Origin of the sequence: Thermococcus sp. LS2, assembly GCF_012027375.1 — an archaeon.
Taxonomy (GTDB): Archaea; Methanobacteriota_B; Thermococci; order Thermococcales; family Thermococcaceae; genus Thermococcus_B.
Map to the genome: position 1 here is coordinate 146301 of NZ_SNUI01000002.1, position 21259 is coordinate 167559.

The window sequence follows — 21259 nt, forward strand, 5'->3', positions numbered from 1 at the left end:
AAAATTGAAGCTGTATTTGAATGACATTCTGAGAGGAGAGTCGCAAGAAACTAGAGACAATGTAATACTTGAGATAGTTGAAGCCGCATTAAAAAGAGGAAACATTGCCAGTGCTATTGAAGAGTTAAAGCGCATGAAAGACGATTATTACATTTTTTTAGGAGTTAGAATAACCGTTCGGAAAATCATTGAGACAATAAAAGGGTTGATCTCCAAATTTGGAGAGGTACCAAAAACCAATAAAGAAATCTTCATAAACTATCTGAGGGATCTAATAGTGCTTGCAAATTCTGTAATGAAGGAGAGGCTTAGAGCGCTTCTCTTTGCTGATATTGCCATTGCTTTTTACCTCCTTGATGAATCTCTTGAGGGAGATTTAGCTCTGAAAACCAGTTTAGATCTTGCCGAAGAACTGAAGGACGATGATGTAACTTTGGACATTGTCTACTCATTGATGGAGATCAATCTCCTCGAAAAAGCCGCTTATGCAATGAACCTAGTAAGAAACAGAAAAAAGCTGGATGTTATCTTGTCTCACCTAGCGCTTCAGCTTTATAAAGAAGGACGAGAAGAAAATGCAGCGAGAGTGATTGAAAACATACAAAGTGAATTTCACAAAGTGATGGCTATTTATAAAATAGCAGAGTTTGAGGCCAAGAGGGACAAAAACAAAGCCCTGGAACTCTTAAAGAAAGCTGAAGAAGTAGTAGACAAAATTGACAATCCTCCCCTGAGATTCGAAGCTTTTGTAAAGCTTACAGAACTTCAAGACGAGCTTATGGGGAAGTCCAAACCCCTGTAAGTTCCCTTAATCTGTTTACAAGCTCCTTCTCATCAAGGGCTGCCTCTTTTAGAATTCCCCTTTTCTTCAATTCATAAGCAATCCTAACGCTCGCTGGTATTCTAATTCCAAGCCTCTCAAGAAGGTCAACTTCTTCAAAGACTTGTTTGGGCTTCCCCTCCAGAATTATTTCTCCTCTGTCAAGAACTATAATCCTATCAGCAAAGCTCAAAAGGTATTCAGTATTATGCTCCACCAGAATTATAGTGATTCCCTGCTCTTTGTTCAGCAGTGTTACCAAACTCAAAACTTGCTCTCTTCCAAGAGGATCAAGCTGAGAGGTTGGCTCATCTAGGACTAGGACTTCAGGCCTCATTGCCAAGACGCTTGCAATAGCTAATCTTTGCTTCTGACCTCCGCTTAAATTAGGTGGGAACTCATTTTCAAAACCTTCCAGTCCAGTAATTCTTAATGCCCACTTGATTCTTCTCCTTATTTCCTCTACATCCAAACCAAGATTTTCAAGACCAAAGGCAACCTCTTCCTCAACTGTCATATTGAAGAGCTGGGAGTCTGGATTTTGCAATACAAGACCAACAATTGTAGAGAGCTTTGCAACGCTTGTCTCTCTTGTATTATAACCCTTTACGTAAACATCCCCTTTGAATTCACCTTTTATTGAATGGGGTATAATTCCATTAAAAGTCAAACAGAGAGTTGACTTTCCACTCCCGCTGGCTCCTAAAATCCCTAAAAACTCCCCTTTCCTAACCTTGAGATTTATATCCTTGAGGGAATATTCTTTAGCTCTTGAATATCGGAAGCTCAAGCTCTCAACTCTTATTAACATTCATCTCCTCTCCACAAGTCTTGGGATTAGCAGTATAGCACTGACTATGAAGACCAGCGTAGAGAATATCTCAAGCCTTCCAATCCACATGTGAAGAATCAGCAGTATCTTTATGTCTATTGGAAGAGTTGGGGAAGTTATGCCGACGCTTAAACCAACATTACCCTGAGCAGAGGCAACTTCAAAGAAGGCATCTGCAACGGGAACCCCAAGCCTTGCCATGACCCATACAGTACCTATAAGAAGGAAGGCAAAATACGTCATTGTAAAGCTGAACACTTCCTGAATTTCATCCTCCGAGAATATGTAATCCCCAACTTTCCTCTTAATGATAGCCCCTTTTGGCAAGATTGCTTGCTGGAGTGTCCATTTCAAGCTCTCATACGTCAGTGTAATTCTAATCAATTTTATACCACCTGCCGTGCTTCCTGCACCACCGCCAACGACCATTAAAAATCCAATTAAGAGCTTGGCAAGCTCCGGATACTTTGAAAGGTCATCAATTGAAAATCCAGTACAAGTTATGGCCGAAACGGCATGAAAAATGCTCTCTCTAAATGCTTTAGCAATTTGCATATGGTTCCAAGTTATTAGGGAATAACCCATCAGCACTATGGTGGGGATGAGAAATACAAACATGTATCTCACTTGAATGTCCTCAAAAAAGTGTCGTATGTTGCGGTTCTTAAACATCTTATAGTGAACTGTAAAGTTCACAGCACCCATAATCATCAGAAAAATTGTGACAGCTTCTATGCTCAGGCTGTTGAAATATCCTATGCTCAAGTCGTGGGAGCTCATACCACCAGTTCCCAAACCAGTCATCGCGTGAATGACTGCATCGAAGAGAGGCATTCCATTTATATAGTAAAGGTAAATACCAAAGAGCGTCAGAACGGCATATATTTGGAAGATTATTTTAGAAGTATTAACCAAATTTGGCAGAATCCTCTCAGTTCTTGCTTCCGCCTTATACAGACGAGCAGCTGCCACTCCTGGGCGGATTAAAATAGTGAGAGCAACTAAAACAATGCCAATTCCACCTAACCACTGCATCCATGCTCTCCAAAAGAGGAGTATGTGGGGATAACTTTCAAGATTGCTCATCATTGTAAGCCCAGTTCCAGTCCAAGCGGACATGCTTTCAAAATATGAATCAATAAAACTCATATGGGCGATTTTCATAAATGGAACAACACTTATGAAAGATGCAAAAAGCCAAACGAATGCAGCAGAGATCATAGCTTGTCTCAAATTTACATCCTCGATCATTTTAACATGCCTGCTTAACCATGCGCCAAGGAGGATGCTTGTTATACCTGGGATCACAAAATAGTGAATATCTAGGATTTCATCGGGATAAAACCACACTATGAGAGGGGGAATTAAATACGCCAGCCCAATGCCTTGGAGAAGCGTACCTATTAGATTTTTGACAACAAAGAGATCCTCGGATAAATTTATGTATTTCCTGACTTCAAGCATCTACTCACCACAAAACTAAAAATCACAATCAAATAAAAGATTTTCGTGAGGGAAGACTATGGGAATTTTAATAAAAGATGTATTTATGCCGAACAAGAAAAAAGCTACAATATACATCGAGGAGAACAATATCCAGAGCATAAATGGTGAAATACGAAAAGACGATTTTGTAATAGATGGAAATAGAAAGCTCATACTTCCAGCGTTTTATAACACCCACACCCACCTTTCAATGAGTCTTTTTAGAGGAATTGCAGAAGATATGTGGCTTAAAGATTGGCTTGAAAAAGTTGTGTGGCCAATGGAAAAGCACATCAATGAAGAACATGTCTATTGGGGAGCCATACTCGGGGGACTTGAGCTAATACGCTCTGGAGTTGCCGCGATTGCAGATATGTATTTCTTTATGGATAAAGTTGCTGAAGCCCTAGAACTTTTAGGATTGAGGGGAGTTTTAGGCACTACTATTTTTGAATTCCCCTCTCCTGAGGCCGAAACGCCCGAAGAGGCTTTTAAAATCGTTGAAAATTTTGCAAAGAAATATAAAAATCATGAATTAATAAAACCAAGCATTGCCCCCCATTCGATTTATTCCTGCAACCTTGAAATACTTCAGCAGGCAAAAGAAATTGCAGATAGATATGGACTTTTAGTCCAAATTCACTTATCAGAAACGAGATGGGAAGTTTATGAAGTTCAAAAACGCTATGGAAAGAGACCTGTTGAGCTTTTGGAAAGCATTGGATTTCTAGACAAAAATGTCTTAGCTGCCCATGCAGTTTGGCTTACTAAGGCTGAGATAAGAACGCTTGCAAAATATGATGTTAAGGTATCTCACAATCCTATCTCTAATTTAAAGCTTGCTTCTGGAGGTGTTATGCCTTATCCAGAAATGAAAGAGTACGGTGTTCTTGTAACATTGGGGACAGATGGTGTTGCAAGCAACAACAACTTTGACATGTTTGAAGAGATGAAAGTTTTCGCTATATCTCAGAAAAATCACCGCTGGGATCCAACGATAGCAAAAGCAGAAGAGGTATTCAAGGTTGCAACTGAAAATGGTGCTAAAGCTCTTGGATTTAAAGCTGGAAAAATTGAGGAAGGCTATTTAGCAGATTTGATGCTCATTGATCTCAACAGTCCCCATCTCAAGCCACTTCACGACCCAATTACACTTGCCGTCTATTCTATGAGGGCTGGAGATGTTGATGGACTCATAGTGAATGGAAAGCCTTTAATGTTGGACAAAGAAATCCTTGTCGTGAATGAAGAAAAACTCATGGAGAAAGCAGAAAGAAAAGCGTTTGAGCTTTATGAGAAGGCTATGGGGGTAGTCAAATGAGTGAAGAAATGGAAAAGCTTATTAAGGCAGGTGAAATTGCGAAACAAGTTAAAGAGGAGGTTATAAAGCTGATAAAACCCGGTACTCCATTATATGAAATAGCAGAGTTTGTTGAAAAGCGAATTGTGGAGCTCGGAGGAAAGCCAGCCTTTCCATGCAATTTATCACTAAACGAGCTTGCTGCTCATTACACTCCATACAAAGGAGATAAGACTGTTCTTAAAGAAGGGGATTATTTGAAAGTTGACTTAGGAGTTCACATTGACGGCTATATAGCAGATACTGCAATTACCGTTAAAGTTGGGATGGAAGAAGATGATTTAATGAGAGCCGCAAGAGAAGCACTCGAAAATGCAATAAGCGTCGTGAGAGCAGGAGTTAAAATAAATGAAATTGGAAAAGTAATTGAGGAAACGATTAGAGGCTACGGGTTTAATCCAATAGTGAACCTTAGCGGACATATAATCCAGAGGTACAAGCTCCATTCGGGAATTTCAATTCCCAACATATACAGACCTCACGATACATACACATTAAAAGAAGGAGACGTGCTGGCAATAGAGCCTTTCGCAACTACAGGTGCTGGACAGGTCATTGAAGTTCCTCCAGCATTGATATTCATGTTTGTACGAAACAGACCTGTAAGGCTGCCTCAAGCAAGGAGCTTGTTAAACTACATAAGGAAGAACTTCTCTACATTGCCTTTTGCATACAGGTGGATTCAGGACTTAATGCCCGAGCCACAGCTGAGATTAGCCCTGATGCAGCTTGAAAAAGCTGGAGCTATCTACAGCTATCCAATACTAAAGGAAATTAGAGGGGGATTAGTGTCTCAGTTTGAGCATACAGTTATTGTTGAAAAAGATGGGGTGACTGTAATTACATAACTGCTTAATTATTTCACTATTTTTCAATTTCTTGCAATGTAAAAAGCTCGGCGTTGGCGCCGGGGCGGGGATTTGAACCCCGGCGGGCGAACGCCCAGTGGATCTCGAGTCCACCGCCTTCCCTGGCTAGGCTACCCCGGCTCCATGAGAGTGTTACGCTGAGCTTTTATAAACCTTATTGGCAAAAACTTTATTAACATTTTATTACTAAAATATTCTCGAGCTCCAATCAAAGAGAAGGTTTAAATGCAATGAGAGATATAGATAAAATTGAAAGGAGGTGGCAGAAGTGGTCGGAATTCTTGTAGAAGAAGTTATGACAGACAAGTTTGCAAAAATTGACATAAATGCTTCACTTTCTGAAGCAATTGGACTTTTTGAAAAAGAAGATCCAGATTTGATTCTGGTGTTTGATGGAAATGTATACAAGGGTGTTGTTACGCAGGACTTGCTAATTAAGTCCCACCTCAAATGGAATCCAACCAAAGCTAAAGTTAGGGACGTTTACAAGCCTGCTCCCGTCGTTAAGCCGAAAGACGATTTGAGCTTAGCTGCAAAGCTCATGATTGAGACTGATTTAAGGTCTTTACCTGTTGGCGAAGATAAAGCAAATATTTTTGGTGTAATAAGCGACTTAGCTGTACTTGATAGAGTTGTGAAGGAGGAGTTCGGAAAGAGAAAAGTCAAGGAGTTCATGACCACTGATGTTATAACTTTAAAGCCCGACGACACCGTAGCAAAAGCTTTAGCGACCATGAGAGACTATGCAATTTCAAGAATTCCCATTGTAGATGAAGAAGGAAAGCTTGAGGGCTTAGTTACTCTCCATGACTTGATAATCCGTTTCATAAAGCCGAGGTTCAAGGCCCAAATCGGTGAAGTTGTTGGTGAGAAGATACCGCCGTTCTCAACCCAGCTGAGAGAGGTCATGATAAGAGGAGTAATAACAATACTTCCAGAAGCTACTATAAGGGAAGCAGCTGCAACAATGGTTGACAACCACATCGATGGCTTAGTAGTTGTCAATGAAAACAACAAGGTGGTTGGTGTTCTAACAGTCAAGGATCTATTGCTCCCAATCTCAAGGATGGTCGAAAAAGAAGCTAAATTCTACTTACAGCTTGGAGGAGATGCTCACTTATTGAGCGATTTCACAAGAGAGAGGATTATCAGCGATATCAAGAAGTTCGTTGACGGTTACGCGGATATCCTAGGCAACGAGGGAATAATTTACCTCCACATAAGGAGGTTCAATGAGAAGTTTAGAGGAGTTCACCTCTACCAAGCAAGGATGAGGATAGTCAGTGATAGAGGAGTCCTTATAGCAACAGGCGAAACATGGGGAGCAATTCAGGCAGTTCACGATGCATTGAGAGCTATTGAAAGACAATTGCTCCAAAAAGTAGAATTGCAAAGAGATTTAAGATATACCAAGAGATTCCTTGATAAGCTTGAACTTTGGCGCTGAGGAGATTTTGGATTTCCTATTTTCTCAGTTTCTTCTTCCTTTTACGGATAACCTTTAAACTCTCTTTCTATCAATTTTCTCTGCCTCTCGCTCAGTGCATCTAAGCTTACAACAAAGATCAATGTTTTATTCTCTGCTAAGACTCTATCTTTGAGACTTACCAGGAATTTAAATGCAGATTCAAATCCATTTTCTAGCATTAAGTATTCGAATGCATCAATGTACACGACATTGTAGCCTTGTTTTAATCCCTTTGTGATGAGGTCTATAAGTATGTCCATTTTTGTTGGTGATATTGCAAAAATTCGTGGATTGTCATCAATAATACCCTCTCTAATTTTTGTTATCCAATAAATAAATATGCCATTCTCCAGAGAAAAATTGCGTGGATCTTTTCGTGTGATTACAATAACATTGTTATCCGAAAATAAGCCCGGAAGTGCCTGTTCGGCTTCCTCTTTACTCCTAAATAGATAGACATTCCCAGGAGCAATTGTTTTCTTCTCTTTTTTAGGTGGAGCGATAGGATAAAATACAAATTTAATTGCCCCAATTGCCATTGCTGTTCTAAAGACGGCTCCCATCAAGAATCCATACGGAGCAAACCACTCTATATTTCTAGTGAACGGATATGTAAGGTTCAGGGCTCCAAGAAGGAACATCCCTACTGGGAAAAGCATTGCTATATAGTCTTTTTTCGAGACATATGTATAAAGAACTCTTGCTACATACATATTTGCAAAGCCGTATACTGCTAGGGGAAACAGCATCTTCAATGTGAAGCTGTAAGACAGATTGGAAATTTTGGTGGTAGACATTATGAAAATCCAGATATAAGCGGCTGAAGAAAAGATGGCAAAGTACATTACGTCCTTTACTTCTGAAGTTGGCTTTTTTATGTGAATAGCACCCCACAGAAGAATGAATCCTATTAGAAATGCATTTATCATTACCAGAACTTCCTCCACTTGAGGAGTTGTCTGGAGTCCAAGAGACTTAATGACATAACTCTCAGGTTCTAGAGCATTTAGAAAGAAAGCCAGGGACAGTAAGAGCCAGCCTTTTTCTTTGGTTTTAGCAAACTTGTAGGCTACCACAATGAAGATAACCCATCTGGATATGAAATTTAAAAGAGGAATGACATCCAAATTTCCTCACCTTTCAATTATCTCTTTCTGCTGTCTAACAATGACCAAACTGTTTGAAGGAATATTTTTATCAACTATCACTCCTGGCCCGACAAATGAGTTGCTCCCTATCTTTCTACCAGGGTATATTGAAACATTTATTCCAACTTTGACATTGTGTCCAATAATCGCCCCCAACTTCCTCCTTCCGCTGTCTTCGAGTTTTCCTTTAATTTCAACCCTTATTGTCTTATTATCATGCCTTAGATTCGCTGTTATGGTTCCAGCCCCTAAGTTTGTGTGCTCTCCAATAATCGAGTCGCCAACGTAGTTTAAGTGCGGAGCATTGCTGTGATCCATTATTATTGAGTTTTTGATCTCAACTGCATTTCCGATGTGGCAGTGGTTGCCGATGCTAGTATAGGGCCTTATGAAGCAGTTGGGACCAATTTTACAGTTCTTTCCAATTTTCACTGGACCAACGATATATGCGCTGCTTTTAACAACTGTCCCCTCTCCAATCTCAACTGGAGGTATTATTGTTGCTCCTTCCTCTACGACTCCTCTAATCTCATGCTTCAAATGATTCTTGAGAATGTACTCGTTCAAATTGAGCAAATCCCAAGGCCTCCCAATGTCGTTCCAATAGCCATCATAGACTGCATAGGCAACTTTTCTGCCTGCTTTTATCATGAGATTAATCGTGTCTGTTATTTCATACTCACCGCGCTTGCTCAGTGGAGTTTTTTCAATGAATTCAAAGACATCTGGCTTGAATAAATAGATTCCGAGATTTGCATAGCCTCTGATGTTTCCCGGCTTTTCTTTGATTTCTTTGACGTAGTCCCCTTCGACTTCAATTTTTCCAAAATGGCTTAAGTCTTCAAACTCCTTAACTAAAAGAGCAGCATCTGCTTTCCTAAATGCGTGAAGGAGAGCTTTCACAGCATCTCTCTCAAAATAAATGTCTCCATTAACTGCCAAAAATGACTCTTCTTCAATATACTCTTTTGCAGAATATATTGCCCTCGCAGTGCCTTCTCCTTCAACTTGCTCAACATAGGTGATAGGTTTGCCGTTGTACTCATCGCCCAAAAACTCAACCAACTTTTCTTTCTGATATCTGACAACGATTATGAATTCATCAACAAATGGATACAGATTATCGAGAACGTACTCTATAATTGCCCTATTTGCAACTTTCAACAGAACTTTTGGTCTGTCATCGGTTAAAGGCCTTAATCTTTCACCTTTCCCAGCTGCAAGTATTACACCCTTCAAATTAACACCCCCACTAATGAAGCAATCACGGCTATGCTCCCAAACACTATACAGAATTTGGAGAAATTTAACTTTTCTGCTAATTTAAGCATTCCCTCGAGTGTCAGTAAGCTCACGATAAATGCGCTCAGCACAGCTGCTAAAGATACTGTAATGGGTTCGTTTACAGCTTGAAGTTCTAAAAATAGAGCACCGAAGATTGCTGGGACTGCCATTAAGAAACTAAGCATCACAGCTTTTTTCTGCTCAACTCCAAGCAAAAGTAAGGCTCCAATAGTCATTCCTGAACGCGAGATTCCTGGTAAAATAGCCACACCTTGGGCAATACCTGCAATCATTGCCTCCACAATAGTCACTTCTTCTTTCCTCTTCTTTGGAACTATTTGCCCAAATTCATCTTTGGGTTTTTCCCTGCTCTTAGCTAGGACTATCCCAGTTAATATCAAGGCAAAGCCCACTATTCCATTCACAGCCTCAGCGTTTAGTGATGCAACAACTGTCTTAAATGCTTTGTAAAGTGGAAGCCCAATCACTGCAGTAAAAAGCGTTGAGTAGAAGAGAAATATCTCCTCCTCACCCCATCTGAGCGTTATTAGGTTCATTAGAATCCTTCCCAGCTCATATCTAAATTTAAACAGCACTGCAAAGAGAGTTCCAAAATGGAGTAGCAAGGCATAGGAGTAAGCCCTTTCAGGAGAAACTCCAAAAAAGTTTATCAGCGCTAATATTACCTGACCAGAACTGCTTATCGGTAGCCATTCAGTAAATCCCTGCAATATGCCCATTATAATTGCCTCGGTGTAATCCATAACAGATCACTGGTTGAGTATTTAAGTGCTTGGAAAAATAAACTTTTCGAGAAAAAGCTTTATACTGTTCGGCTAATCTAATTTTGGTGGTGAAGATGAGGATTACAATTCTCTTTGAAAACCACAGTGGATTTAAGAAAGGCCTTTTTGGAGGGCATGGCTTTTCGGCTTTAGTGGAGCACAAAGGATACAAAATATTAGTTGATACAGGAGTTGATGGCGAAATTTTGTTGAGAAACATGAATGCATTGGGAATTAAGCCTACAGATATCGATTATCTCTTCTTAACTCATGGGCATTACGATCACACAGAGGGCTTAAAAGCTCTTCTTGAAGGGAGAGGAGGAAAGAAGCTGACAATCATCGCTCACCCAGAAATATTTGTCAAGAGAGTTGCATTAAAGCCGCATTTGAGAGATATTAGTTTGCCGTTCAAGAGAGAGGAGCTTGAAGAATTGGGAGCAGAGTTCATATTGACTAGAGATCCCATCCAAATTGTTGAAGGCATTTATTCAAGCGGAGAAATTGAGAGAGTTACATGGGACAGAGCTGTTGGATACAAGATTGAGAATGGAAAGCTCGTGAAAGATGAGGTAAAAGATGACATGGCTCTAATTCTTGACTTAGGTGATAGCATAGCAGTAATAACCGGTTGTGGACACAGCGGAGTAATTAACATAGCCATGCATGCTCAAAAGCTCATGAACAAGCCAATCAAAGCTCTCATCGGTGGATTTCACTTAATCGGTGCAAAGCCTGAGCTCTTAAAAGAAACTGTTGAGAAACTAAAGGAGTTAAAAGTTAAGAAGTTTTATGCTGGCCACTGCACGGGATTTGAGGCAATGAGCTCTTTCATGATTGAATTTGGAAAAGCCTTTGAGCCTCTTTACGTAGGCAAAGTTATTGAGCTGGGATAAATTATCCATAAAATCCTTTTTAAGGCAACTTTTTCTCCTTTTAACCATGTATGAACTGACAGAGGACTACAAACTTAGAAAAATCACAAAATTTGAGCTGGATATGGTTGATGAGCGAGATGATTTACTGATTATTCCTCCTTCATCTAAAGCTGGCCCTTGTGGAAATGACTGTGTATTCTGTTATCTCACTCAAAATCCTCCCCAGATGATTTATCGAGTTGCTAAGCATGACACTTTAAACGACCCCGAGCTGGAAAAGAGGATTGCCTACGCAAGAGAGCATTACGATTTGTGGATTCGCGTTACTGACACCTCCGCAAATGTTCGGTTTGATGAAAAGCGTATAGAATCACTCTACAAGGCTGGCTTAGATGAGATTCAGATTTCTCTTCACACCACTAAGAAAGAAGTTAGGATAAGACTCATGCACAACAGAAATGCTGGAAAAGTCATTGATTTAATTCCAAAAATTGTGGAGCACTTTAGAATGATTGCTGATATAATTCTAACTCCTGGATATAACGTCAATGATATTGGGGAAATTTTAGATGACTTAGACAGTTTTGGAGTTCATGAAGTTAGACTCTTCCCTGTTGGGGTCACGAAGTTTTCGAGAACGAGGGCATTGACGAGAGAGGAGCTTCTATTTGTGAAAAACGTTGCGTTGGAGAAGCAAAAAGAACTAGATATTGAAATAGTGATTCCTCCGATATTCCAAGCTCTTTTAGGGGAGTTCACAACTGGCTTGGAGCCCTTTGACATTGAGATGAATATTCCAACGTATATCCTAACGGGCGAGCTTGCATATCCGGAAATGAAGCGCTTATTCCCAAAGCTTAACGTTGTCATGGTTAAGAATGAAGTATTTGGTGGAAATATTGGCACAGCTGGACTTTTGACGGGATATGATGTATTGAGGACTGTTAAACAACTGCCGGAGGTTGATTTAGGCATTCTCCTTCTCCCAGAGGTTATGTTTCATGGTGACATTACTTTAGACGGCTGGAAGAGAGAAGACCTCTTTAACAAAATCCTGATTGAAAAAGGTTACATCGTTGAGACTGTGCTTGAGCCTCAAGAGATCCCAAAGATTTTGGAGAGATTCTAACTCCAAAGCTTTAAAAACCCATCTGCAAAACCTAAGAAAGGCGAGACGAAGAAAGAGGTGAGAGAAATGAAAAATCCTTTTGAAAAAATGCCAACTATCCTTTTAGCTGACGAGCTTATCGATAAAGCCTTTAGGAGAGCTGAAAAAGCAGCATCATCATTCACCCCGCGAGGGAATAAAATAAGCAAAGCGAGACAGAGGGAGGAGCTTAGAATAAGAACTGTTTCAAACGTCATTAGGGATAATTTGAGGAAAATCCTTGACAGAACTCCTGGTGTCTCAACTCTACCTCCATTCTATCAAGAGTTAGTCGATACACTCGTTGATAGAAAGATGTTCCATAAGGCTTTAGCGTCTGTGAATTGGGCAATAAAGACAATAAGAACGCTTGAAGAGAGATATGTGGAAAAGATTAGATATTCAAGAGACCCAAATGAGATTGCTCAGCTTAGAAGGCAGTTTTACGGAAGAGTTGCAAGCGTCATTAAGGACATTGCAGACAACTTAGAGTATCTCAACAAGGCTAGAGATGTTTTGAAGGACTTACCTGTTATAGACCTCAGCTTGCCAACCATTGTCATAGCTGGACATCCAAATGTTGGAAAGTCAACTCTTCTCAGGCAGCTCACAAATGCGAAGCCAGAAGTGGCGAGCTATCCATTCACAACCAAGGGAATTAACGTTGGGCAGTTTGAGGAGCACTGGCTCAAGTATCAGGTAATAGACACCCCTGGTTTGCTTGACAGACCTTTGAGTGAGCGTAATGAGATAGAAAGGCAGGCAATTTTAGCATTAAAGCACCTTGGGAGAGTGATAATTTACATCTTTGACCCATCAGAGTACTGTGGATTCCCACTTGATGAGCAGATGCATCTCTTCGAAGAGATTTACGAGGAGTTCAAAGATTTCCCATTCATAGTTGTTTTGAACAAAGTTGATGTAGCTGATGAAGAAAAGATAAGGAAAGTTGAAGAGTTCTTGAGAGCTAGGGGGATAGAGCCTATAAGGATTGTGGCTAAAGATGGACTTGGAGTTGACGAAGTTAAAAAGAAAATATTGGAAATTTTAAGGCCAGGACTAGAGATGGCAATTTACTCCCCCAAAGATGTTCCGCAGTAAGGACAAAATTCTAGGTATATTGGCTTCATAGCATTGCATTTTTCACATTTCTCCTTCAGTTTTGCCCCACAATTCGGACAAAAGATGTAATCATCTTTTATTGGAAATCCACAACTATAACACTTGTTTTGCCCAATTCTACGTTTGTAAAGTTTTTCGAGCTTGAAGTATTCTTTTCTGATGTAGTATAAAGCTAAAACTGTTGCTACAGCACCAAAAAGGCTCAAGCCAATTACTTGAAAAGTGTTCCAAACTGCTTGAACTATCAAGTAAGCGAACAGAAGGGACGAATAAGCGATTAGGGATACAGCATAGATGTTCTTATAACGCCTAAATATGAGAAACGAAGCCAAAAATATGGGAATTACAAAAATAAGCTTTAGGGCCAAAACTTTTGCCCGATAAGCAGAGTAAGCATTTCTGTACTCTTGATAAGCCTTTTCTCTCAGCTGATCAATCTGTTGGTTAACGCTGTTTAGCTGTTTTTCTATATCTACATACGCCCTCTCAATGACTTGAAAAGCTAAATATGCTTTTTCATATTCCTCTTTTGCCCTTAAATACTCATTTTTAATCTCTTCTGTGGCATTGCCACTCTCTAAAGCAACCCTATATTCCTCACGCTTGAAAATATAGAGCTCATTTGCCTTTGTTAAATTGGTCTTTGCTTCTTCATAGAGGCTTCTAAAATGCTTAAACATGACTAACAATCTGCTCCGGTTTTCCAAAAGCTCTTTAGACACATACTTAGATTCATAATCTCCAAAATCTGGTCTTTCAATGGCATTGTTGAGCTCGCTCAGAAAATTTATGCTCGCTAAAAGGAGGAACAAGACAAAAGCGCTCGCTAAAATCTTTTCAATTCTGCTATACTCCACAAATCTCACCAATCAAACATAAGCTCACATTATATATTAAGCTATCCACATCACAATTATTATGCAAAAAGGGTCAGCAAAATTAAAATTGTAAAATTATAGAAAAGGTTCAAAATCAGGCGCTCTTCTCCTCTTTTATCAAAACAGCGTTAACAACACCATCTTGCCCTGGTCTTGAGGTTACAATTGCCTTCCCAATCTCAGTCTGAATGATTGCGCCCTTTGTGATGATGTTTCTTCTAACGTACTGCCTGTTTGCTGGGTTCTCGACGACACTAAGTATCTTTACCTTTTTGCCCTTTCCTCCGTCGAATACGTTTGCATAGAGTGCCTGAACAAGTCTTACCTTTCTGTTTCCACCAAATGTTCTGATGATCTTTCTCTCTTCTTTGTATTCGCCAACCCTAGTGAAGGCTGGCTCTCTTCCAAGCTCCCTCTTTCTCTTCTTTCTTGCGAGGACAATTCTTCCACCTGAAGGCTTTTTGAGTGATCTTCCTTGCCAAATTGCCATATCTCTCACCTCATGATGATCCTAATCCTAAGGGCATTTTAAGGAGTTTGTTTATAAGCTTTTTCCCAGAAAAGATTTAAAACACTTTGGATAAATTACTGATTAAGGTGGTAGTTATGGGAGCTATAAATGCCTTTGCCAAAACTATCGAGACTATAACAAAACATCCAAAACTTCTGCTCATACCTCTCGTTATTGCACTCCTAATTGCACCAATCTCAGCTTACCTTTTGAAGGACTACACAACGTTATTTACGGAGGAGATGCAAAAGAACATTGAGCAAAAACAAGAGGGAAACGTTATAGTAGAGGAGTATGGTAGCATAATTTCAAAAGAGGATATGGAAAAATTCATGGATTACATTAAAATCCTCTCCTTTCTGGGAGTTCTCTCAGCATTGCTAAATGCAATCGGCCAGTATGCAATTATAAAGGGGGTTCTCACAACAGAGAAAGGGGAAGAATATTCCCTATCCCAGCTCTTCATAGAAGGTTTCAGGAACATGATCCAAGTATTCCTTGTAAACCTCATCATAGGGTTAATTGTGCTTGCAATAATAATGGTTCCGCTCATTCTGGTCATTATTCCCCTGGCAGCTGGAGCAATGACGGGATCTGAAGGTCTTCTCCTGGCAGCTGTCTTCCTTGTGATAATAATTGAGCTCCCATTGGTTTTCTTCCTTGTTGGCTTGAGCTCAATGGCAGTTCCAATCTATGTCATCAAAGGCTCAATAGGAGCAGCATTTGAGTGTTTTACAGTGGCTTTCAAAAATAAACTCTCAACTTTAGCGTTTGGAATTCTGTTGTTGATTTCTGTGGTTCTGATCATGATAGTACCAAGTTCTTTCATAGGACTTGTAGCATTGGGAGCGTCAGGATTTGCAGCGCAGCTGCTCTTGAATTTAATTGAAGCACCGTTTCAAGCTTTAATGCAAGCAGTTATGTCTGTTGGCGGGCTAATGCTTTATCTCGAACTTACAAGGGAAAAGAAAGACCTTGAAGAGGAAATCTTGGAAGAAGTGCAGAGAGAATTTCAGGAAACAAATGAGAAAGAAAAGCTAGAAGAGGATTTTGATATCTAATCTCCGAATTTCTTTTCTTTTGCCGCTTTTACCAGTCCTCTGAACACTGGGGCTGGCTTCATAGGTCTTGACTTGAACTCTGGATGGAACTGTGTTGCAATGAAGTACCTATGCTCTGGCAATTCAAGTATCTCCATCCTCCTTTTGTCATCTCCAGATATTCCGCTGAAAATTAAACCGGCTCTCTCAAACTCCTCAATGTAATCCGGATTAACCTCCCATCTGTGCCTGTGTCTCTCATACACAAGTTCTGTTCCATATACTCTATGAGCTAACGTATTTGGCTTAATTTTCACAGGATAAGCTCCCAAGCGCATTGTTCCTCCAAGCTTGTCAATGCCTCTCTGCTCAGGCAGCAAATCAACGACGGGATAGGGTGTATTTGGGTCAATTTCCGTCGAATGTGCTCCTTTGAATCCCAAAATATTCCTTGCAAACTCTACAACAGTCAGCTGGAATCCAAAGCATATTCCCAAGAACGGAATGTCATTTTCTCTTGCATATCTGATTGCCATCATCTTACCTTCAGCCCCTCTTGCACCAAATCCTCCGGGCACTATTATGCCGTCAACACCCTCAAGCAAGTCAGTGCCGTATTTCTCGACATCCTCTGCTTCAATCCATCTGATTTTTACCTTTACATCATTTGCGACGCTTGAGTGCTTCAATGCCTCGATTATGCTCAGATATGAATCCTTGAGCTTCACGTACTTTCCGACTATTGCGATTTCAACAGAATCTTTGAGGCTCTTGTATTTAGCAACCATTTTCTCCCAAGCTTTCAATTCAGGCTCTCTATCCTCAAGACCGAGCCTCTTAACGAGGTATTTTCCGAGTCCTTCTCTCTCAAGCAAAAGCGGAACCTCATAAGTGTCTTCAACGTCATATGCGCTTATCACAGCTTCCTCTGGAACGTTTGTGAAGAGGCTGATCTTTTTACGCGCGCTTTCCTCAAGAGGATCTTCACTTCTTGCAACGATTGCATCTGGTTGGATACCCAAAGAGCGGAGCTCTTTAACACTGTGCTGAGTTGGCTTTGTCTTCTGCTCCCCAACGACTTTAAGCTTTGGAACATAAGTTACATGGACGAATGCAACATTCTCTCTTCCTTCTTCAAGCTGCATCTGACGAGCCGCTTCTAAGAAGGGCATGCTCTCGATATCACCAACAGTTCCGCCAATCTCTACGATAACAACATCATAATCCCTGGCTATTCTCCTTATTCTTTCCTTAATTTCGTTTGTGATGTGCGGAATGACTTGAACTGTTGCACCCAAATAATCCCCTCTCCTTTCCTTCTCAATAACGGCAGAATAAACTTTTCCCGTCGTTATGTTGTGGTCAAATGTAAGATTAGTATCTAAAAAGCGCTCATAATTGCCCAAATCCAGATCGACTTCTCCACCATCATCGAGAACAAAGACTTCACCGTGCTGATAGGGATTCATAGTTCCGGCGTCATAATTGAGATACGGGTCAATTTTAATGTTTGTAGTCTTAAAGCCCCTCGCTTTCATGAGGAGGCCTATTGATGCGCTTGTTATTCCCTTTCCCAGACCGCTCACGACACCACCAGTGACGAATATGAACTTTGTCATAGCAAAACCTCCACACGTTATGTTGGGAATTGATTGATAAGTGCTTAAAAGCTTTATTTGACACTCATTTGGAAACCTTGACTATAGAAAACCTTTTATACTCTTATTAGTCTTAACTCTTTGAGGTTGTATAATGATCGGCACTGCGATGGGAAATCTATTAACTGTCATTATAAAAAGCAGGGAAGTTAGAAAATTAATCAGTCTGGCATTTCTGCTCCTTGTAGTTCTGCCTTTCCCGTTAACGTCGAGGTTTGCAAAAGACTATCAAGAGGGTAATGGGGATAGGTATTGGAACGCTCAAGAGGAAATTAACAAATACTTTGAGCAGAACTGCATCGCATTAGCTCCATACAATAGGGATGAAGCAGAATGGAAAGTGATAGTTCTACACGAGAACTGTGACATTGAAAAGCTCGAGGGGAATCCATTGATAACAGTCAAAGATGGATATCTAATTTACAAAGAGCCTGTTTTTGTAGTCAAGGAGAAGAGAGAAGAGTTCATCTCCAATGTTCTTAAGTTCTATCTTGCTCCAGCTTTGATTTTTATGTTAATCTCTTTTGTTGTTGAGTACTCCCTAGTCAAAGCTTCTTGGCTCTGGCTGAAGGGAAAGCGGAATTTTTCAGCAAAATCCTTGCTTAAGGAAGGGGCAGGGAATTTACCCTCAGTGGTTCTGGTCTATCTGCTGAGCTTAGCTACGGCTCTTGCTCTAGGTGTGCTTATATTCTTTGGGGGTTTTGCTGCATATTTCTTTGTGAGTCTGATTAAATATGAAGCTGGCAGCTTTGTTCTTTCCATTTTAAGGGCAGTTCTCATTGTATATACTGTTTTGCTGTCCTCGGCATTTTCAATGGTTCTCCCAATATATCTCCTCCAGGAAAAGCTCTCCGCAATTTTAGAGGCTTTTGAGCTGGTGTGGAATAATTTCTGGACTTGCTTGGGATTTGGAGTAATCATCACAGCTCTCACATGGATTGCTAACAAGCTCATGCTCATTCCGAAAACTTCAACAATTGTCTTGGCATCTCTGCTGTTATTTGTGGCTTTTCTACTTTCAGCGGTTGGTGGATTGAATTTGTATGTCACGCTTAGAGGTATCAAGGTGAGGACAAATGAAATCTACTAGGCTTTTAGTTGCACTCCCAATTTTAGCGTTAGTATTTAGCCACGTGATATTTCTCCCTCTCACTCTCCCAGTCTTCCAGCTTTACGGAGAACTTAACAAAATCCAAGAGCAGATGATAAAGGAAGATGACTCAATAATGTGCCATAGAGTTATGGAAAACACAAAAGAGGCAAGAGAGCTGCTTGAAAAGGAAGCGAACATTTCATGGAGCTGTGATGACACTTACTATCGAGAAAATGCTCCAACAGTCACCGTTAATGGACTGACTGTTTACAAGGATACATATCAGCGTTATATGAGGGTCAAAAGTGAGCTCAGAAGGAAATTCAAGCAGCTCATACTTATTTTTACTCTCAGTATTCTCGTGAGCATTGCTTTTAATTATGCCATGTCTATTGCTTTCATAGAAGCCCAAACGAGAAAGGAACTCAGCTTACTTGGAATAATTGGAGAGGGTTTTAAAAATACACCTTTCCTAATCTTAGCTTACCTTCTCAACGGCTCTCTGCTTTTTGTTGTCTCCCTACTCATTGCAATACCCATCGCCTTTGCAATGCCCATAGCTAAAGTAGTCATTGGAATTATGTTAACGGGTGGAATTTCACTAGTTGCTCCAATCTATGCTGGTGAAAAGAAAATTTTCTCCCTCGACGTTATGTGGAACATAGCAAAAACAAACTCACACTTCTTCATTCTACTTGGAGGAGCTGTCTTTGCAGTAACGGAGCTTCAATCATACTCTCTGAAGGATGCATTAATCTGGCTGTATTTTGCTGCTATTCTGCTGAATACCACAATTTCAAACTATGGAGGTGCATTTGTTTACATGAGCTCTGCTGAAAATTTGGGGGTATAAAGAAAAATCAAAAATCAAGCATTTTCTTCGTCAAAATGGACTCCTTCCCCCTCTCTTCCGTTATGAATTTCCTTAATTTCAAAAACCTTGAGCGGAACTCTCTTCAAGGCCTTTCCAACAACAGCTTTTGCGATTCTCTCTGCATGCTCTAAGCTCTGGGCATTGAAGACTTTAAGAGTCAAATAAATTCCAACTAAACCAACACTCCCAATAACGAAAGCACTCTCAAACGGGCTTCCACACACAGGGCATTGGGAGTAGCCAATTTCAACCTTCACGAAGTCAAGCTTTTCCTTATTCAAAGCTTTCGCAACCTTTGATACGGCAACATTTATCGCATCCTCTGGTGTCTCAACGTCTCTCACAATTATTGGAGCCTCCAAAACAACGATATAATCGCCCATTTTTCCCACCTCGTCACTCACCCGAAGGCAAAGAGTCTGTTGTCTTCGCCTTTAAACACTCCAAGCCTAACTCCAGCATCAATAAAGCCATGTGCATAGTTTAAAGCGGCGAAAGCAGTCACATAATCACCTTTCTCGTAGTAGTATTTGGCATCACTGTAGTAGCTTTTTGCCATGGTTAAAAAGTCTTTCGCAACAGAATAGAGGAGGCTTTTCTCATGCACTGCTATTTCAAGTTTCTCGAGGGCTTGTTTTGTTATTTCAAAGTATTTTTTGAGTTTTTCTTCGCTGATCTCTCGCTCCACCGGTCTCGCCTCAGCTATAGCTAACTTGAAATCCTTATAAACCTTGCTTATTCACTAATGATGAGTGAGGTGATATCTATGTACACGCTCATTGATTTATTTGCTGGTGCGGGAGGATTTAGCAGAGGATTTAAGGAGGCAGGATTTAAAATTTTGGCAGCTATCGAAAATTTTGCCCCAAAGGCTGAAACCTACAAGTTCAACTTCCCAGAGGTCAAGATGTATATCGAGGACATCAAGAAAGTTCACACCCTAGATGTAATGAGAGACGTTGGAGTGCCAGATGTAATAATCGGTGGACCTCCTTGTGAACCCTACACGGCAGCAAATTTAAAAAGAAAGGAGAATCCTCTTGACAGACTCTACAACGATCCTATTGGACAGCTCGTTCTGCACTTCATTCGCTTTGTGAAGGATTTTCAGCCGAAGATATTTGTTATGGAGGAAGTGCCTCAAATTATGGAAGGTGAGCTTAAGGATGCCTTGAGATACGAGTTTGAGAAAGCGGGTTATGAAGAGATTTACTTCAACATCTTGGATGCTCAAGATTACGGAACCGCTCAGAGAAGGAAGAGAGTATTTATTTCGAACATTCGCATCAAGCCTAAGAGGGTTAAGGAAAAGCTGACAGTGTGGGATGTGATCGGGGATTTACCTGACCCAAGGCTTCCCGAAGCATTGGAAATTCCCAACCACAGATATGTTCCACTTTCACCAAGGAAGCAGAGGAAAATTATGAGGCTTAAGTGGGGAATGGCAATGCATAAGTTTGGAGACTCACAGAGGAAGTTCACGAACTGGGTTAGACTTCATCCTTACAAGATTGCACCCACAGTCAAAGGCGGTAGCAGGTTCATTCACCCCTTCGATGACAGGCTTTTAACTGTCAGAGAGCAGGCAAGGTTGATGGGATATCCGGATTACCACATATTCCTCGGTGGAAGGGATGTGCAGTATGACAGCGTTGGTGAAGCAGTCCCTCCAACAGTTGCAAAGGCAATAGCCGAATACGTGAAGGAGAAACTTGATGAAGGCGATTATTAAGATTAGCGAAAGATTTATAATCTCCCCTTCGCTTTAACTTTGTCGGGAATGGGCCCGTGGTCTAGTTGGTCATGACGCCGCCCTTACGAGGCGGAGGTCCGGGGTTCGAATCCCCGCGGGCCCACCAGAAATCGAGCAATCTTCTAATCACATCCTCATACGTTTCTCCCATCCGACCAATCTTCCCAAACCCCTCCGTCATTTTGTGTCTCTCTTGACAGTTCTCAATTTCTTCTCGCTTATTTCCTTATCTCTTTGGTATTAGCATGAGCATG

The 21259-nt window shown here is 40.6% G+C and carries 21 protein-coding genes and 2 tRNA genes; 12 read left to right on the forward strand and 11 right to left on the reverse strand.

All coding sequences use genetic code 11. The annotated features are described in order from the left end of the window. Positions 1-4 precede the first annotated feature (4 nt). Positions 5-802 carry a hypothetical protein gene (locus E3E24_RS03330; RefSeq protein ID WP_167885619.1) on the forward strand — a complete coding sequence of 266 codons (798 nt, stop codon included), beginning with the start codon at positions 5-7 and terminating at the stop codon, positions 800-802. Here the strand turns inward: E3E24_RS03330 and E3E24_RS03335 are convergent. Both E3E24_RS03335 and E3E24_RS03340 read right to left on the reverse strand, forming a co-directional pair. Then, positions 777-1631 carry an ATP-binding cassette domain-containing protein gene (locus E3E24_RS03335; protein WP_167885620.1) on the reverse strand — a complete coding sequence of 285 codons (855 nt, stop codon included), beginning with the start codon at positions 1629-1631 and terminating at the stop codon, positions 777-779. The two genes, E3E24_RS03330 and E3E24_RS03335, sit on opposite strands and share 26 nt — an antisense overlap. Continuing rightward, on the reverse strand, positions 1632-3116 hold the full coding sequence (locus E3E24_RS03340) for a TrkH family potassium uptake protein (RefSeq protein WP_167885621.1): 1485 nt from the start codon (positions 3114-3116) through the stop codon (positions 1632-1634). 58 nt (positions 3117-3174) lie between these two features. On the opposite strand from E3E24_RS03340, the gene E3E24_RS03345 reads away from it, so the two are divergent. Further along, on the forward strand, positions 3175-4458 hold the full coding sequence (locus tag E3E24_RS03345) for an amidohydrolase (RefSeq protein WP_167885622.1): 1284 nt from the start codon (positions 3175-3177) through the stop codon (positions 4456-4458). Next, positions 4455-5345, forward strand: coding sequence for a type II methionyl aminopeptidase (map, locus tag E3E24_RS03350; protein ID WP_167885623.1), 891 nt, complete (start codon positions 4455-4457; stop codon positions 5343-5345). Before E3E24_RS03345 ends, map begins: the two co-directional genes overlap by 4 nt. Before the next feature lie 54 nt (positions 5346-5399). On the opposite strand, the gene E3E24_RS03355 is transcribed toward map, so the two are convergent. Further along, a tRNA-Ser gene (locus E3E24_RS03355) sits at positions 5400-5486 on the reverse strand. A 148-nt stretch (positions 5487-5634) separates the two neighbouring features. Between E3E24_RS03355 and E3E24_RS03360 the strand changes: the two genes are divergently transcribed. Further along, positions 5635-6813 carry a CBS domain-containing protein gene (locus tag E3E24_RS03360; protein WP_167885624.1) on the forward strand — a complete coding sequence of 393 codons (1179 nt, stop codon included), beginning with the start codon at positions 5635-5637 and terminating at the stop codon, positions 6811-6813. A 41-nt stretch (positions 6814-6854) separates the two neighbouring features. On the opposite strand, the gene E3E24_RS13040 is transcribed toward E3E24_RS03360, so the two are convergent. The 3 genes from E3E24_RS13040 to E3E24_RS03375 all read right to left on the reverse strand — a co-directional run bounded on the left by E3E24_RS13040 (position 6855) and on the right by E3E24_RS03375 (position 10030). Then, complete coding sequence (locus tag E3E24_RS13040) at positions 6855-7781, reverse strand: DUF835 domain-containing protein (RefSeq protein WP_167915650.1); 927 nt, start codon at positions 7779-7781, stop codon at positions 6855-6857. 186 nt (positions 7782-7967) lie between these two features. Then, positions 7968-9221, reverse strand: a complete 1254-nt coding sequence (gene glmU / locus E3E24_RS03370; protein WP_167885626.1) for a bifunctional sugar-1-phosphate nucleotidylyltransferase/acetyltransferase — start codon at positions 9219-9221, stop codon at positions 7968-7970. Next, on the reverse strand, positions 9218-10030 hold the full coding sequence (locus E3E24_RS03375) for an undecaprenyl-diphosphate phosphatase (RefSeq protein WP_167885627.1): 813 nt from the start codon (positions 10028-10030) through the stop codon (positions 9218-9220). Before E3E24_RS03375 ends, glmU begins: the two co-directional genes overlap by 4 nt. A gap of 95 nt (positions 10031-10125) precedes the next feature. Here E3E24_RS03375 and E3E24_RS03380 point away from each other — a divergent pair, with 95 nt between their 5' ends. The 3 genes from E3E24_RS03380 to E3E24_RS03390 all read left to right on the forward strand — a co-directional run bounded on the left by E3E24_RS03380 (position 10126) and on the right by E3E24_RS03390 (position 13177). Next, complete coding sequence (locus E3E24_RS03380; RefSeq protein ID WP_167886019.1) at positions 10126-10947, forward strand: MBL fold metallo-hydrolase; 822 nt, start codon at positions 10126-10128, stop codon at positions 10945-10947. A gap of 46 nt (positions 10948-10993) precedes the next feature. Then, positions 10994-12058, forward strand: coding sequence for a DUF512 domain-containing protein (locus E3E24_RS03385; protein WP_167885628.1), 1065 nt, complete (start codon positions 10994-10996; stop codon positions 12056-12058). A 66-nt stretch (positions 12059-12124) separates the two neighbouring features. Continuing rightward, positions 12125-13177, forward strand: a complete 1053-nt coding sequence (locus E3E24_RS03390) for an NOG1 family protein (protein ID WP_167885629.1) — start codon at positions 12125-12127, stop codon at positions 13175-13177. Here the strand turns inward: E3E24_RS03390 and E3E24_RS03395 are convergent. Beyond that, entirely contained in the window at positions 13150-14064 is a 915-nt protein-coding gene (locus E3E24_RS03395) for a zinc ribbon domain-containing protein (protein ID WP_370520450.1), read from the reverse strand. The genes E3E24_RS03390 and E3E24_RS03395 overlap by 28 nt on opposite strands. 106 nt (positions 14065-14170) lie before the next feature. Continuing rightward, a complete protein-coding gene (locus E3E24_RS03400; RefSeq protein WP_167885631.1) occupies positions 14171-14566 on the reverse strand; it encodes a 30S ribosomal protein S8e in 396 nt (131 codons plus the stop codon). A gap of 116 nt (positions 14567-14682) precedes the next feature. On the opposite strand from E3E24_RS03400, the gene E3E24_RS03405 reads away from it, so the two are divergent. Further along, entirely contained in the window at positions 14683-15648 is a 966-nt protein-coding gene (locus tag E3E24_RS03405; RefSeq protein WP_167885632.1) for a hypothetical protein, read from the forward strand. Here the strand turns inward: E3E24_RS03405 and pyrG are convergent. After that, positions 15645-17246, reverse strand: coding sequence for a glutamine hydrolyzing CTP synthase (gene pyrG / locus E3E24_RS03410; RefSeq protein WP_167885633.1), 1602 nt, complete (start codon positions 17244-17246; stop codon positions 15645-15647). The two genes, E3E24_RS03405 and pyrG, sit on opposite strands and share 4 nt — an antisense overlap. A gap of 133 nt (positions 17247-17379) precedes the next feature. Here pyrG and E3E24_RS03415 point away from each other — a divergent pair, with 133 nt between their 5' ends. Beyond that, on the forward strand, positions 17380-18375 hold the full coding sequence (locus tag E3E24_RS03415; RefSeq protein ID WP_167885634.1) for a hypothetical protein: 996 nt from the start codon (positions 17380-17382) through the stop codon (positions 18373-18375). After that, positions 18362-19231: a hypothetical protein gene (locus E3E24_RS03420; protein WP_167885635.1), complete on the forward strand. Its 870-nt coding sequence runs from the start codon at positions 18362-18364 to the stop codon at positions 19229-19231. The genes E3E24_RS03415 and E3E24_RS03420 overlap by 14 nt, the downstream gene beginning before the upstream one ends. 14 nt (positions 19232-19245) lie before the next feature. On the opposite strand, the gene E3E24_RS03425 is transcribed toward E3E24_RS03420, so the two are convergent. Together E3E24_RS03425 and E3E24_RS03430 are read right to left on the reverse strand one after the other, a co-directional pair. Next, entirely contained in the window at positions 19246-19635 is a 390-nt protein-coding gene (locus E3E24_RS03425) for a DUF555 domain-containing protein (RefSeq protein ID WP_042680490.1), read from the reverse strand. Positions 19636-19652: 17 nt separating this feature from the next. Then, a complete protein-coding gene (locus E3E24_RS03430; RefSeq protein WP_167885636.1) occupies positions 19653-19940 on the reverse strand; it encodes a DUF357 domain-containing protein in 288 nt (95 codons plus the stop codon). Between the two features lie 78 nt (positions 19941-20018). Between E3E24_RS03430 and E3E24_RS03435 the strand changes: the two genes are divergently transcribed. Together E3E24_RS03435 and E3E24_RS03440 are read left to right on the forward strand one after the other, a co-directional pair. Next, the gene (locus E3E24_RS03435) at positions 20019-20984 is read left to right on the forward strand and encodes a DNA cytosine methyltransferase (protein WP_167885637.1); all 966 of its coding nucleotides are present in this window, start codon (positions 20019-20021) and stop codon (positions 20982-20984) included. A 50-nt stretch (positions 20985-21034) separates the two neighbouring features. Then, positions 21035-21111 (forward strand) — tRNA-Val (locus E3E24_RS03440). The last annotated feature ends 148 nt before the right edge of the window (positions 21112-21259 follow it).